This is a genomic window from Verrucosispora sp. WMMD703 (assembly GCF_049178935.1).
In the GTDB taxonomy this organism is placed as follows: domain Bacteria; phylum Actinomycetota; class Actinomycetes; order Mycobacteriales; family Micromonosporaceae; genus Micromonospora; species Micromonospora sediminimaris.
The window spans coordinates 5,596,293-5,609,504 of the sequence record NZ_JBMHMM010000004.1; the positions used below are offsets into that span (position 1 = coordinate 5,596,293).

General features: G+C 68.7%; 15 protein-coding genes. 2 read left to right on the top strand and 13 right to left on the bottom strand.

The window, feature by feature from the left end; all coding sequences use genetic code 11:
- Window positions 1-105: 105 nt before the first annotated feature.
- Entirely contained in the window at window positions 106-1,548 is a 1,443-nt protein-coding gene (murA, locus tag ACN26Z_RS25970; RefSeq protein ID WP_093410644.1) for a UDP-N-acetylglucosamine 1-carboxyvinyltransferase, read from the bottom strand.
- On the opposite strand from murA, the gene ACN26Z_RS25975 reads away from it, so the two are divergent.
- Both ACN26Z_RS25975 and ACN26Z_RS25980 read left to right on the top strand, forming a co-directional pair.
- Complete coding sequence (locus ACN26Z_RS25975) at window positions 1,547-2,119, top strand: cob(I)yrinic acid a,c-diamide adenosyltransferase (RefSeq protein ID WP_093410647.1); 573 nt, start codon at window positions 1,547-1,549, stop codon at window positions 2,117-2,119. The two genes, murA and ACN26Z_RS25975, sit on opposite strands and share 2 nt — an antisense overlap.
- Window positions 2,095-2,511 (top strand): VOC family protein, encoded by a 417-nt coding sequence (locus ACN26Z_RS25980; RefSeq protein WP_396887872.1) that lies wholly within the window; start codon window positions 2,095-2,097, stop codon window positions 2,509-2,511. Before ACN26Z_RS25975 ends, ACN26Z_RS25980 begins: the two co-directional genes overlap by 25 nt.
- A gap of 322 nt (window positions 2,512-2,833) precedes the next feature.
- Here ACN26Z_RS25980 and ACN26Z_RS25985 read toward each other — a convergent pair whose 3' ends face one another.
- The 12 genes from ACN26Z_RS25985 to ACN26Z_RS26040 form a co-directional block, all read right to left on the bottom strand.
- Window positions 2,834-3,424 (bottom strand): hypothetical protein, encoded by a 591-nt coding sequence (locus ACN26Z_RS25985; RefSeq protein ID WP_421463766.1) that lies wholly within the window; start codon window positions 3,422-3,424, stop codon window positions 2,834-2,836.
- 479 nt (window positions 3,425-3,903) lie between these two features.
- Window positions 3,904-4,359, bottom strand: coding sequence for a DUF2550 domain-containing protein (locus ACN26Z_RS25990; RefSeq protein WP_093405446.1), 456 nt, complete (start codon window positions 4,357-4,359; stop codon window positions 3,904-3,906).
- Between the two features lie 12 nt (window positions 4,360-4,371).
- Window positions 4,372-4,656, bottom strand: coding sequence for a F0F1 ATP synthase subunit epsilon (locus ACN26Z_RS25995; protein ID WP_421463768.1), 285 nt, complete (start codon window positions 4,654-4,656; stop codon window positions 4,372-4,374).
- 89 nt (window positions 4,657-4,745) lie between these two features.
- Window positions 4,746-5,891, bottom strand: a complete 1,146-nt coding sequence (locus tag ACN26Z_RS26000) for an LCP family protein (RefSeq protein ID WP_282237014.1) — start codon at window positions 5,889-5,891, stop codon at window positions 4,746-4,748.
- 304 nt (window positions 5,892-6,195) lie between these two features.
- On the bottom strand, window positions 6,196-7,632 hold the full coding sequence (gene atpD / locus ACN26Z_RS26005) for a F0F1 ATP synthase subunit beta (protein ID WP_210941324.1): 1,437 nt from the start codon (window positions 7,630-7,632) through the stop codon (window positions 6,196-6,198).
- Entirely contained in the window at window positions 7,632-8,561 is a 930-nt protein-coding gene (locus ACN26Z_RS26010; protein ID WP_093405436.1) for a F0F1 ATP synthase subunit gamma, read from the bottom strand. Before ACN26Z_RS26010 ends, atpD begins: the two co-directional genes overlap by 1 nt.
- A gap of 9 nt (window positions 8,562-8,570) precedes the next feature.
- Window positions 8,571-10,217, bottom strand: coding sequence for a F0F1 ATP synthase subunit alpha (gene atpA / locus ACN26Z_RS26015; RefSeq protein ID WP_093405432.1), 1,647 nt, complete (start codon window positions 10,215-10,217; stop codon window positions 8,571-8,573).
- 92 nt (window positions 10,218-10,309) lie between these two features.
- On the bottom strand, window positions 10,310-11,131 hold the full coding sequence (locus ACN26Z_RS26020; protein WP_421463771.1) for a F0F1 ATP synthase subunit delta: 822 nt from the start codon (window positions 11,129-11,131) through the stop codon (window positions 10,310-10,312).
- Window positions 11,131-11,661, bottom strand: a complete 531-nt coding sequence (locus ACN26Z_RS26025) for a F0F1 ATP synthase subunit B (RefSeq protein ID WP_093405427.1) — start codon at window positions 11,659-11,661, stop codon at window positions 11,131-11,133. Before ACN26Z_RS26025 ends, ACN26Z_RS26020 begins: the two co-directional genes overlap by 1 nt.
- Before the next feature lie 29 nt (window positions 11,662-11,690).
- Window positions 11,691-11,912, bottom strand: coding sequence for an ATP synthase F0 subunit C (atpE, locus tag ACN26Z_RS26030; RefSeq protein WP_013735640.1), 222 nt, complete (start codon window positions 11,910-11,912; stop codon window positions 11,691-11,693).
- 95 nt (window positions 11,913-12,007) lie between these two features.
- Complete coding sequence (gene atpB / locus ACN26Z_RS26035; RefSeq protein ID WP_093405424.1) at window positions 12,008-12,829, bottom strand: F0F1 ATP synthase subunit A; 822 nt, start codon at window positions 12,827-12,829, stop codon at window positions 12,008-12,010.
- Window positions 12,830-13,051: a hypothetical protein gene (locus ACN26Z_RS26040; RefSeq protein ID WP_093405421.1), complete on the bottom strand. Its 222-nt coding sequence runs from the start codon at window positions 13,049-13,051 to the stop codon at window positions 12,830-12,832. It lies immediately after the preceding gene.
- Window positions 13,052-13,212: the final 161 nt, after the last annotated feature.

Sequence of the window (13,212 nt, forward strand, 5' to 3'; positions counted from 1 at the left end):
TGTCTGCACCCTAGTCGGCGGGGCTGAACGATGACTAAGCGCGACCGGCAATAGGGCGGTGGAGCCGCAGCCCCGCCAGTTTTGTTGCCGGTCACGCTAAGGCGATCAGATGGTCAGCTCGGGTTCCTCAGGTGCGGTCGCCCGCTCCACCTCGATGCCGAGCGCCCGCAGGTCGGCCACGAAGTCGGGATAGCCCCGGTCGACGTGGTGCACGTGCGACACCTCGGTCACCCCGTCGGCACAGAGCCCGGCGATGATGAGCCCGGCGCCGGCCCGGATGTCGGTCGCACGTACCGGCGCGCCGGAGAGCCGCTCCCGGCCGCGTACCACCGCGTGGTGCCCGTCGGTCTTGATGTCCGCGCCCAGCCGCATCATCTCGTTTGCGAACATGAACCGGCCGTCGAAGATGTTCTCGGTGATCAGCGAGGCGCCCTCGCTGAGCGCCGCGAGCCCGATCGCCATCGGCAGCAGGTCGGTGGCGAAGCCCGGATAGGGCAGCGTCACCACGTCCACCGCGCGGGGTCGCTCGTCCATGCGTACCCGGAAGGAGTCCGCCCGGGTCTCCACCATGCCGCCGGCGGTGACCACCTTGTCGAGCGCGACCTCCAGGAACGCCGGATCCAGGCCGGTGACGGTCACGTCGCCACGGGTCATCGCTGCGCCGAACGCCCAGGTCCCCGCGACGATCCGGTCCCCCACCGTGGCGTGCCGGACCGGGCTCAGCCGGGGTACGCCGACGATGGTGATGGTCGAGGTGCCCTCGCCGTCGATCAGCGCACCCATCCGCTGGAGCATCGTGCAGATGTCGACGATCTCCGGCTCACGGGCCGCGTTTTCGATAACGGTGGTGCCCTCGGCCAGCACCGCCGCCATGATGAGGTTTTCGGTCGCCCCGACGCTGGGAAAGTCCAGCACGATCTCCGCGCCACGCAGCCGGTCGGGGGCCGAGGCGATCACGAAGCCGTGCTCGCCGGAAATGTCGGCACCCATCCGGGTCAGCCCGGAGATGTGCATGTCCAGACCCCGCGAACCGATCGCGTCTCCGCCCGGATGGGCCACCCGCACGTACCCGCGGCGGGCCAGCAACGGACCCAGCACGCAGATCGACGCCCGCAGCCGGCGGACCAGGTCGTAGTCGGCCTCGACGCCCGGCTGCTCCGGCACGTCGATGACGACCGACCGGGACCGGGCCACCCCGCCGATCGCCACCATCGGGTCCACCGGATCGTCGGCGTCGAACCGTACGCCGCAGCCGAGGCGGCGCAGCACCTCCCCCATGATGGCGATGTCGGTGATCCGGGGCACGTTGGTGATCACCGTGCGGCCGGGAGCGAGCAGCGCGGCGGCCATCAGCTTGAGCGCCGAGTTCTTCGCACCGACCACGTGCACCGTGCCGGCGAGCCGGGCGCCACCGCGTACCCGGATGACGTCGACATCGGCGATCGCGGGATCACCGGCGTCACCCGGGCCGACGCCCGCAGGCCAACCCGTGCCGGCGTCCGGCCGGGCCGGGATCGTCAGGTCCGGTATCCGTAGGCTGTGCGTCATGGCCGTCCACCTCACGCGCATCTACACCAAGGCCGGCGACGCCGGCATGACCAGGCTGAGCAACAACGAGCAGGTGCCGAAGAACGATCCACGGATCGTCGCGTACGCCGACGTCGACGAGTGCAACGCCGCCCTCGGCGTGGCCCTCGCCCTGGGCCAGCTACCCGACGCGCTCCGGGCGGTGCTGGGGTCGATCCAGAACGACCTGTTCGACGTGGGCGCCGACCTGTCCACGCCTGTCGAACCGGACCCGAAGTATCCGCCGCTGCGGGTCACGGAGGAGTACGTCGAGCGCCTCGAGGGCTGGTGCGACGAGTACAACGCACGCCTGAGCAACCTCGACTCCTTCATCCTCCCCGGCGGCACCGCGGGCGCGGCACTGCTGCACGTGGCGCGGACGATCGCCCGGCGCGCCGAGCGGTCGGCGTGGGCGCTCATCGCACACGACCCCGACCGGACCAGCCACCTCCCGGCAAAGTATCTCAACCGGCTGTCGGATCTGCTCTTTATCCTCTCAAGAACGGCAAATCCGGACGGAGACGTGCTATGGGTGCCGGGCGGAGGGCGGTAACCGTCGGTGCGCTGCACCACGTGGAGCTCTGGATACCCGACCTGAACGCCGCAATGCGTAGCTGGGGCTGGCTGCTCGGCGAGTTGGGCTGGACGCCGTTCCAGCAGTGGCCGGCCGGCCACTCCTGGCGACTCGGCTCGACGTATCTGGTGCTTGAGGCATCACCAGCGCTGACCGGCAGCCGCCACGACCGGCGCGCCCCGGGCCTCAACCACCTGGCCTTCCACGCCGGCTCGGCCGCCGCCGTGGACCGGCTGGTCGAGCAGGCACCGGCGTACGGCTGGGAACTGCTCTTCGCCGACCGGCACCCGTACGCCGGCGGACCCGACACGTACGCCGGGTACCTGGCCGATGGTCAGGGGTACGAGGTGGAGTTGGTGGCCTCGGGCTGAAGGCTGCCCGGGTGGTTGCTGTTGTTGGCTGAGGCTGCCGTGCCTGGCTTTGGGGTGGTTGCGGTTTGGGCTGGGGGCGACCGTGCCCGGCTTCGGGCGGTCAGGCTTGATCCCTGCGCCGGGCACGGTCGCCCCCAGCCTGACCTGGTCGGCCCCCGTCCGGGCGTGGGCCAGCCGGGGTGGGTCTGCGGTCTGGTGGGTCTGCTGTCTGGTGTTGTTGGATGTGCCGCTGGCCGGCACCCGGGGTGTCGGGTGCCGGCCAGCGGCTTTCTGCTCCCCCTGTGGAGGAATGTCTTCGGTTGTTGTCTGACCGTGGTGGGGGTCAGCTGGCCCAGTGTTCGGCGACGAGGTCGGCGGCCTGCTGTTCCCACTGGGCGTAGTGGTCGGGGTAGGCCGACACCTGCACGGTCTGCGCTGCCTGGGTGAGGGGCATGTCCTGCCAGCCGTCGACCTGCTTCAACCCCTTCAGGAACGCCAGGGTCGCATACTCGGGGTCGGTGATCTGCTCCACCGTGCCCCAACCCGACGACGGACGCTGCTGGAACAGGCCCTGCGAGTCGTGGTCGTTGCGGTCACCCAGGTGACCCAGGTTCTCCAACTTCGACTCCTGCAACGCCGTCGCGATCGACACGACCGCGGCCCGCTCGTCCATCCCGGCCTTCTTCGTCGCCGCGATGATCGCCTTCACATTGCCGACCTGCTCGTCGTTCAACTCGATCGTCGACTGGTTGCTGGGGGCGCCGTGCGGCAGCAGCTTGCTGGTGTCGGGCTTGTCGGCCTGCACCACCGCCGCGACCGGGCCGGTCTTGACCGGGGTGACATCGGCGTGGGCGGCCACCGGACCGGCGAACAGACCACCGGTGAACGCCAGACCCGCAACACCCAACACACTCTTACGCAGCATCGAGTTCATGACAAAGCTCCATCCGGGGGTCGACGCACACCCACACCGACAGGGGAATCGGTCAGGCGCACGCAAGCACCGACAGGCGCTCACAACAAAAGGGGGAAAAGATCTCCGGCACGCGGGGCGTGTCGCCGCTTCACGTCGCCGGGACCATGTCCAACGACCGGCGGCCCGCCATCATTCCCGGGGCCCGCACCCACCACCGGCAGGCGGTGTCTTCCTCGGTCGTTCACCCGTCTACAACGCCACCGCCCCCTGAGCCATTCCACCCCGAGCCGACCGCGCACCCCGACCCAAACCGACACCACACCCACACGCCACCACGGAACACCACGCCCCCGACCAGCGGAACCCGGAAAGCCGACACCCGACACATCCGGGCGGTGTCCGCCCACGACGAGGGTGTGGCCCGCCGTGCCCGGCGCAGGGATCAAGCCTGACCGCCCGGAGCCGGGCACGGCGGGCCACACCCAGGCGGCGACGGATCAGGCGGCCGGCCAGTCCTGGGAGGCCATACGTGGCGAGACCGCCCCCGGAGGGGCGGCCTCGAGCCAGGAGAGAAACCCGGTGACGGTGGATCGTGCCATGGCGATCTCGACCGGGGCGTGTCGACTGGTACAGCGGAGGATGATCCAGTCGGCCGGCATGGACATTCGTTCCTGCCCCTCGGGCAGTCGCCGTCGTTCGACCGCCAGCCCTTCACGGGACAGCACCCGCTTGGGACGTACGGCGAAACTGAACATCCGGTACCACCGAAGCTCGTCGCCGACGAAGCGACCGAAACCGGGCGACCAACCGCGGCCGTCGAGCATGGTGGAGGTCCGGACGCTGAGCCGGATTATGCCTCCGCTACGGGTGACCAGAGCCCGCCGGATGAAGAGAAACAAGAACGCGCCGAGGAGCACAGCGACGCCGATTCCGACCCCTTCGACGATCTCCATCGGCGGGTCGGCTCAGTTGCCGGAAACTGCGGAGGCCGGAGTGGCGGTCTCGGCCAGTACCGTCACGCCCTGCTCGCTGACCGAGAGAAAGCCGCCGGCCACGTCGTAGCTGAGCTGCTCACCCCCGGGGAGCTTGATGCGTACCTGGCCGGGCTCGGCGAGCTGGCCGAGCAGGGGCGCGTGCCCCGGCAGCACACCCAGCTCACCTTCGGTCGTCCGGGCCATGACCATCTCGGCCTTGCCCGACCAGACCTTCTCCTCGACGGCCACGAGCTGGACGTTAAGCTGCTCTGCCACGCTGTCTCCTTGCTGAGGCGGCGGATTGGGGAAATTCTAGTCGCGCCCGGGACCAGTTCTTCAGGCGGGTGCCAAGACCCGCGCCACGATCAGCTCCTGTTCACCAACTTCGGATGTTCGAGCAGGAACGGGTCCAACAGTCCCCGCTCCAGAGCCACGAAGAAGTCGTCCACCTCGGGTGCGAACTGTTCACCGAGGTACTTGCCGTTCTCCTTGATCCCGCCACCCGGCAGCTTGATCATCTGGATGTTGCCGGGACGGATGTCCTTGAGGGCGACGGCGAAGTCGACCACGCTGTGCCCCCGGCCGCTGAAGATCAGGGACTCGCCGGCCGCACGGAGCACCTTGTCCAGCTTGACCGGGTTGGTCACCACGTCGGCGCTGAGGGCCTGACCCGCCATCGCCTTGACGAACTGCTGCTGGTGCCGCTGCCGACCGTAGTCACCGTCGGGGACACCGTTCTCCGGGTACCGCTGGCGGACGTAGTCCAGCGCCTGCCAGCCGCTCAGGTGCTGCTTGCCCTTCGGGTACACGGCCTGCGGCCCGATGTACCCCTCGCCGTTGGGGTTGCCCTGGCGGTGCTTGCCGTTCGGCTCCCGATGCTCCGAACGGACCTCCCGCTCGATCTTCATCGTGACGCCGCCCATGGCGTCGACGATCTTCTGGAAGCCGGAGAAGTTGATGATCGCGCCCGCGTCGAACCGCTTGATGCCGGTGACCCGCTGCACGGTGATGGCGAGCAACTCGAAGCCCTTCGCCGCGTCCGGCTTCCCGCCGGGCACCCGGCTGCCGTACGACATCGCCGCGTTCAGCTTGGTTGTGTCGCCGGGGAAGTCAGCCTTCTCGAACGGCGGGATCTCCACGTAGAGGTCACGCGGCAGGGAGAAGAGGTACGCGCGGTCCATCTCCTTCGGCACGTGCAGCACCATGATCGCGTCGGACAGCGGCGGAGTGTCCTTGTCGCGGGGGTCGATGCCGACCAGCAGGATGTTGAGCGGACCCTTGATGTCGCTCTTGGGAGTGGCGCCGGCCGCCTGGTCGCCGAAGAGGTCCGCCTTGCCGACTGCGCCCTCGTAGCGGGCCATCAGCGCCTCCGCGCCCACCAGGCTGGTCCCGCTGAGCACCATCAGGACAACGCCGAAGATAGTGCAGAGCTGCGCCCAGCGGGGCACACCCCGCCACACCGACGAGCGCCCACCACGCTTGCCGCGTCTGCCGGCCTTACCCACAAGCATCTCCGTTCGTCACGCCCCCGGGGGGAAGTACGGGCGCGCGGGGCCGAATGGTTTAACCAATCAACGCTCATCGGCGCATGAGCGTGGCTGTGCGGTGTCCACGACATGTACCGGGCTGTGTCTCGACACGGCGCGGGTTGCCTTCCTGGACATCGCATTGACGGTATCTCGCACTCGGCGTGATCGCCGAGCACGGGAAACCGGGCAGCGGCGATGGTACGTCGCGAAGATGAACAGAAGGCCGCCCCGGGGTTACCGGGGCGGCCTTCTTCTTTCGTGTCTTGCGAGGTGTCGGCGCGAAGGGTCAGCCCTTCATCAGCTCGGCGGCCTTCTTCTCCAGGTCGTCGAGCCCACCGCACATGAAGAACGCCTGCTCGGGGAAGTGGTCGTACTCGCCCTCGCTGATCTTGCGGAAGGCCTCGATGGTCTCCTTGATCGGGACCGTCGAGCCCGGCACACCGGTGAACTGCTCCGCCGCGTAGGTGTTCTGCGACAGGAAGCGCTCGATCCGCCGGGCCCGCTGGACCGTAATCTTGTCTTCCTCGGAGAGTTCCTCGATACCGAGGATGGCGATGATGTCCTGCAGGTCCTTGTAGCGCTGGAGGATCCGCTTCACCTCGCTGGCCACCTGGAAGTGCTCCTGGCCGACGAACTCGGGGGCCAGGATCCGCGACGAGGAGGCCAGCGGGTCCACCGCCGGGTAGATGCCCTTGTCGGAGATGGACCGCTCCAGGTTGGTGGTCGCGTCGAGGTGGGCGAACGTGGTGGCCGGGGCCGGGTCGGTGTAGTCGTCCGCCGGCACGTAGATCGCCTGCATCGAGGTGATGGCCTGGCCCCGGACGGAGGTGATCCGCTCCTGGAGCTCACCCATCTCGTCGGCCAGGGTCGGCTGGTAACCCACCGCGCTGGGCATCCGGCCCAGCAGGGTGGAGACCTCGGAACCGGCCTGGGTGAAGCGGAAGATGTTGTCGATGAAGAGCAGCACCTCCTGCTTCTTCACGTCACGGAAGTACTCCGCCATGGTCAGCGCGGAGAGCGCGACCCGCAGCCGGGTGCCCGGCGGCTCGTCCATCTGGCCGTAGACCAGAGCGGTCTTGTCGATGACGCCGGAGTCGGTCATCTCGTGGATCAGGTCGTTGCCCTCACGGGTGCGCTCACCCACGCCGGCGAAGACCGAGGTACCACCGAAGTTGCGGGCCACTCGGGTGATCATCTCCTGGATGAGCACCGTCTTGCCCACCCCGGCACCGCCGAACAGGCCGATCTTGCCGCCCTTGACGTACGGGGCGAGCAGGTCGATGACCTTGATGCCGGTCTCCAGCATCTCGGTCTTCGGCTCCAGGTCCGCGAAGGCCGGGGCCTTGCGGTGGATGCCCCAGTGGTCATCGGCCTGGATGGTCTCGCCCTCGGTGAGGTTGAGGCACTCGCCGATGGCGTTGAACACGTGGCCCTTGACCGCGTCGCCGACCGGCACCCGGATCGGGAAGCCGGTGTCCCGCACGTCGGCACCGCGCACCAGACCGTCGGTCGGCTGCATCGAGATGGCGCGGACCAGGTTGTCACCCAGGTGCTGGGCGACCTCCAGGGTCAGCGTCTTCTCGCCGCCGGACAGGGTCACGTCCACGTGCAGCGCGTTGAACAGGTCCGGCATGGCGTCACGCGGGAACTCGGCGTCGACGACCGGGCCGATGACCCGGACCACGCGACCCGTGGCCGTCTTGGTCTCTACTGGGGCAGTCATCACACTTCACTTCCCGACGCGGCCAGCGCGTTCGCGCCGCCGACGATCTCGCTGATCTCCTGGGTGATCCCGGCCTGGCGGGCCGAGTTCATCTCACGCGTGTACTTGTCGATCATCTCTTCGGCGTTGTCGGTGGCGCTCTTCATCGCCCGCCGCCGGGCCGCCGACTCGCTGGCCGCCGACTCCAGCAACGCCGCGTAGATCCGCGTGTTGATGTACTTCGGCAGCAGCGCGTCGAGCAGCGCCTCCGCGTCCGGCTCGAACTCGTACGCCGGCAGGACGCCCTCCGACCGGGGCCGTTCCTCGATCTGCAACGGCCCGATGATGCGGGTGATCGGGTTCTGCGTCATCAGGGACTTGAACTCGGTGTAGACGATGTGCAACTCGTCCACGCCGCGTACCCCGTCCGGGCCCGGATCGCCGTCGCTGTCGTCCGCACCGGCGGTGAACGCCTTGATCAGGGTGTCACCGACCTCGCGGGCGTCGGCGAAGGACGGCTGCTCCGAGAAGCCCGTCCAGCTGGCCTCGATCGGCCGGTTGCGGAACCGGTAGAACGAGACGCCCTTGCGTCCGATGACGTAGAGCACCGGCTCCTTGCCGTCGGCCTTGAGCCGAGCGATCAACGACTCCGCCGTCCGGATGGCGTTGGAGCTGTAGCCGCCGGCCAGACCCCGGTCGGCGGTCACCAGCAGGACGCCCGCCCGCCGCACCCGCTCGCGCGGGGTGAGCAGCGGGTGGTCGACCGAGGCGTTGGACGCCAGCGCGGTGAGCACGCCGGTGACGGCCTGGGCGTACGGCAGGGACGCCTCCACCCGGGCCTGGGCCTTGGCGATCCGGCTCGTCGCCACGAGCTCCATCGCCTTGGTGATCTTCTTCATCCCCTTCGCCGAGCGGATCCGTTGACGAAGAACACGTACCTGCGCCGCCATGGCCCGGCCCTACTGCTTCTCGGCCGGAGCCTCGCCGCTGTAGCGGGTGACCGTCTCGTGCTCGGCCTCGCCCTCCAGCGGCGCCGCCGGCGCCTCGTTGATCGTGCGCTCGTCCTCGCGGCCGAGGAAGCCCTGCTTGAACTCCGCGACGGCCGAGTCGAGGGTGGCGATGATGTCGTCGTCCCACTTGTTGTCGGCGATCGCCTGGAGCGTGGCGTTGTGCTTGCGCCGCAGGTGCTCCAGGAACTGGGTCTCGAAGCGCCGCACGTCGCCGACCGGGACGTCGTCCAGCTTGCCCTCGGTGCCGGCCCAGACGGCCACCACCTGCTCCTGCACCGGGTACGGCGAGTAGTTCGGCTGCTTGAGCAGCTCCACCAGGCGGGCACCACGGTCCAGCTGGGCGCGGGAGGCCTTGTCCAGGTCGGAGGCGAAGGCGGCGAACGCCTCCAGCTCACGGAACTGGGCCAGGTTCAGCCGCAGCGAACCGGAGACCTTCTTCATCGGCTTCACCTGGGCGGCACCGCCGACCCGGGAGACCGAGGTACCGACGTTGATCGCCGGCCGGACGCCCTGGTTGAACAGGTCGGTCTCCAGGAAGATCTGACCGTCGGTGATCGAGATGACGTTGGTCGGGATGAAGGCCGAGATGTCGTTGGCCTTGGTCTCGATGATCGGCAAGCCGGTCATCGAGCCGCCACCCATCTCGTCGGAGAGCTTCGCGCAGCGCTCCAGCAGCCGGGAGTGCAGGTAGAAGACGTCACCCGGGTACGCCTCGCGGCCCGGCGGACGGCGCAGCAGCAGCGACACGGCGCGGTACGCCTCGGCCTGCTTGCTCAGGTCGTCGAAGACCACGAGCACGTGCTTGCCGCCGTACATCCAGTGCTGGCCGATCGACGAGCCGGTGTACGGGGCGAGGTACTTGAAGCCGGCCGGATCCGACGCCGGAGAGGCCACGATTGTGGTGTACTCCATCGCGCCCGCCTCCTCAAGGATGCCCTTGATGCCGGCGATGGTGGAGGCCTTCTGACCGATGGCGACGTAGATGCAGCGGACCTGCTTCTTCGGGTCGCCGGAGGCCCAGTTCTCCCGCTGGTTGAGGATGGTGTCCAGGGCGACAGTGGTCTTGCCGGTCTTCCGGTCACCGATGATCAGCTGCCGCTGGCCGCGACCGATCGGGGTCATCGCGTCGATGGCCTTGATGCCGGTCTGCATCGGCTCGAAGACGGACTGCCGGGCCATCACGTTGGGGGCCTGGAGCTCCAGCTCGCGGTAGCCCTCGTCGGCGATCTCGCCGAGGCCGTCGATCGGCTGGCCGAGCGCGTTGACCACGCGCCCCAGGAAGGCGTCGCCGACCGGCACCGAGAGGACCCGGCCGGTGCGCTTGACGCGCTGCCCCTCCTCCAGCCCGGAGTAGTCGCCGAGGACGACGACACCGATCTCCCGGACGTCGAGGTTCAGCGCCACGCCGAGCGTGCCGTCCTCGAACTCCAGCAGCTCGTTGGTCATGGTCGAGGGCAGGCCCTCGACGTGGGCGATGCCGTCGCCGGTGTCGGCGACGGTGCCGACCTCCTCACGGGAGACGTCGGGCGAGTAGGAGGAGACGTAGCGCTCCAGGGCGCCGCGAATCTCCTCCGTCGAGATGGTCAGCTCGGCCATCCTCTGCTTCCTTAAGTATCAGGGGCCCGGGATACCTAGTACCGACCGGTCCTCGGGTCGACTGTCTTTCCGGGCGCTTCGCGGGGTGCTGGTCAGCGCTTCGCGAGCGCGTTGCGGGTCTCGTTGAGGCGGCGCAGGATCGTCCCGTCGTAGAGGTCCGAACCCACCCGTACGCTCACTCCACCGAGGATCGTCGGGTCAACCGTAAGCTTGACAGCAACCTGTCGATCGTATATGGCGGAAAGCCGATCGCCCAGGCGTCGCTCCTCCTCCTCGGTGAGCGGAGCGGCGACCGTCACGTACGCGACCTGCCGGTCCCGCCGCTCCGCCGCCAACTCCACCAGCCGGGACAACGCGGCGGTGAACGACCGGCCACCGAAGCCGGCCAGCGCCGCCTCCGCCAACCGCACCGTCACCGGCCGGGCCTTGCCCGTCAGGAGCATCCCGACCAGTTCGGCCCGCTGCGCCACCGGCGCCATCGGGTCGGACAGGGCGTTGGACAGCTGCGGGTCCGCGGCGACCACCTGGCCGAAGCGGAACAGCTCGTCCTCCACCTCGCCCAGCTCGTCGGCGCGGTCCGCGCTGGCAAGCAGCGCCTGCACACCGAGGCTCTCCGCGCCGTCGAGCAGTTCCGACGGCGCGGACCAGCGTCCGGTGACCAGGGCCCCGAGCAGGTCGAGCGTGTCCGCGCCGACCTTGCCGGAGAGCACCGAGTTCAGCAGGCCGGCGCGGTCCGCACCCTCGCGGGCCGGGTCGGAGAGCGCCCGGCGCAGCCGGACCTCCCGCCGCAGCAGGTCCGCGACGGCGAGCAGCTCCGCACCGGTGCCGGCCACGGTCGACGGCTCGGCACCGGCGACGTACTCCTCCAGCCGCGTGAGCGCGGCAGCGTAGGAATCCCGGCTGGCGGCCTGCATCAGCGGGCCCCCGCGCTCTCGAGGTCGGTGAGGAACCGCTCGACGGTGCCCTTGCGGCGGGCCTCGTCGGCGAGCGACTCGCCCACGATCCGGCTGGCCAGGTCGACCGCGAGGCCGCCGACCTCCGCGCGCAGCTCGCGCACGATGGTCTGGCGTTCCACGGCCAGCGACTCCCGGCCGGCGGCGATGATCCGGTCGGACTCCTCCCGGGCCTTGGCCAGGATCTCCGTACGGATCGACTCGGCGTCGGCGCGGGCGTCGTCCCGGATCCGGGCCGCCTCGGTACGCACCTCGGCGAGCTGGGCCCGGTACTGCTCAAGCAGCTGGTTGGCCTCGGCCTGAGCAGCCTCGGCACGCTTGAGACCGCCCTCGATCGCGTCGACCCGCGCCTGGTACATCGCCTCCATGCGCGGCATCACGAACTTCAGCAGCACGAAGCAGAGCAGGGCGAAGGCGATCGACCCGATGACGAGCTCCTGCCAGATCGGCACGAGCGGGTGGTGCTCTACACCTTCAGCGGCGACATACATGTCAGACCTCCGGGTCGCGTCGGGCTACGTCAGACTGCGAACGCGAGCACCAGGCCGAACAGGGCGAGCGCCTCGACCAGCGCGAAGCCCAGGACCAGCCAGGTGCGGTTGTAGCCGGCGGACTCCGGCTGGCGGGCGCTGGCCTGGATGTAGGCCGCGAAGACCAGGGCGACACCGATGCCGGGGCCGATGGCGGCGAGACCGTAACCGATGGTGTTGACGCTGCCCTCGATGGCGGCAATAACGTCCATTGCGGGTATTCCTCCTAGTAGACGCGTGAGTTCTCACGCGTACGCGGTCGTACCGGAAGCTTGGTCGGGCCGGGCGGCCCGCCGAGGTCTGTGGATCAGTGCCCGTCGGCGAGCGACGTGCCGATGTAGTTGGCGGTCAGGGTGACGAACACGTATGCCTGCAACAGCGCGACGAGCACCTCGAAGAAGGCCATCAGGATCGCCATCAGGAACGAGAAGACCGACGTCACCTGGATGAAGATGTTGTCCGAGGCCAGCATCACGAAGCCGCCGACGGTGAACACCAGCAGGATCAGGTGGCCGGCGAACATGTTGGCGAAGAGTCGTACCGCAAGCGTGACGGGTCGGTTGATGAAGTTCTGCAGGAACTCGATCGGGATCAGCAGGACGTGCATCGGCCACGGCACGCCCGGGATGATCAGGCTCTGCTTGAGGTAGCGGCCCAGACCCTGCTTGCGGACACCGATGTAGAGGTACATCACGTAGGTGATCACGGCTAGCACGATCGGGAAGGCGATGTGCGAGTTCGGGGAGATCTGCAACCCGGGGGTGACGCCGAAGAGGTTTGTCACCGCGATGAAGCAGAACAGCACGGTGAAGTACGGCGCGAACCGGATGCCGTCCTTGCCCATCTGCTCGCGGGCGATGTTGTCCCGGACCAGGCCGTAGATCGACTCAGCCATCCACTGGCCCTTGCTCGGCACCAGCTTCGGGTTCCGGTACGTGGCCATGAAGAAGATGATCAGAAGCCCGACGGCCAGCCAGATCATCAGCGTGAACTTCGTGACCCACGGGCCGGCGAGATCCGGCGGGTAGAAGTCTCCGACGCTGGGGGGCCAGGGAAGGCCCTCTGCGGCGACAAGCTGTCCGCTCACCGTGTCATCCTCCGCACTCGACAGACCCGCGCGTGCCGGCACTCAGGCACTGAGCCTCTTCATGATCAGGTAGATCGCTCCGGCTGCGCCGAGCATCATGCCCACGGCGATTCCGACGCCGGTCGGCAGGCCCAGGAACTCCCCCGCCAACCAGCCGAGGAATCCCCACACCACGATGCCGGCGAGCAGGTAGCCGAGGACGGCTCCGGCGACACCTTCCGACGAGTGTTCATCGGGGCTTCTGCGGTGTGGGTTGTCGGCCATGACGAGGCGAACACTATCAGCCGGGTGTTTCGCGAGTGTGCGGCACCCCCCACACTGCGAGCAGCGTGCGGGCGGCGGGTGCGGCGCGTCAAGCCGGAGTCAGCCTACTCCTGTCCGGCCGGCCGGACAGGCCGACGAAACGCCGGGGAAACGCCAGCCGT

Coding starts and splice junctions, on each gene's coding strand:
- murA (WP_093410644.1), bottom strand. CDS start 1,548: ATGACGCACAGCCTACGGATACCGGACCTGACGATCCCGGCCCGGCCG.
- ACN26Z_RS25990 (WP_093405446.1), bottom strand. CDS start 4,359: ATGGAGATCGTCGAAGGGGTCGGAATCGGCGTCGCTGTGCTCCTCGGC.
- ACN26Z_RS25985 (WP_421463766.1), bottom strand. CDS start 3,424: ATGAACTCGATGCTGCGTAAGAGTGTGTTGGGTGTTGCGGGTCTGGCG.
- ACN26Z_RS26020 (WP_421463771.1), bottom strand. CDS start 11,131: ATGCAGGCCGCCAGCCGGGATTCCTACGCTGCCGCGCTCACGCGGCTG.
- atpE (WP_013735640.1), bottom strand. CDS start 11,912: ATGGACGTTATTGCCGCCATCGAGGGCAGCGTCAACACCATCGGTTAC.
- ACN26Z_RS26000 (WP_282237014.1), bottom strand. CDS start 5,891: ATGCTTGTGGGTAAGGCCGGCAGACGCGGCAAGCGTGGTGGGCGCTCG.
- ACN26Z_RS25980 (WP_396887872.1), top strand. CDS start 2,095: ATGGGTGCCGGGCGGAGGGCGGTAACCGTCGGTGCGCTGCACCACGTG.
- ACN26Z_RS26025 (WP_093405427.1), bottom strand. CDS start 11,661: ATGTATGTCGCCGCTGAAGGTGTAGAGCACCACCCGCTCGTGCCGATC.
- ACN26Z_RS26010 (WP_093405436.1), bottom strand. CDS start 8,561: ATGGCGGCGCAGGTACGTGTTCTTCGTCAACGGATCCGCTCGGCGAAG.
- atpA (WP_093405432.1), bottom strand. CDS start 10,217: ATGGCCGAGCTGACCATCTCGACGGAGGAGATTCGCGGCGCCCTGGAG.
- ACN26Z_RS26040 (WP_093405421.1), bottom strand. CDS start 13,051: ATGGCCGACAACCCACACCGCAGAAGCCCCGATGAACACTCGTCGGAA.
- ACN26Z_RS25975 (WP_093410647.1), top strand. CDS start 1,547: ATGGCCGTCCACCTCACGCGCATCTACACCAAGGCCGGCGACGCCGGC.
- atpD (WP_210941324.1), bottom strand. CDS start 7,632: ATGACTGCCCCAGTAGAGACCAAGACGGCCACGGGTCGCGTGGTCCGG.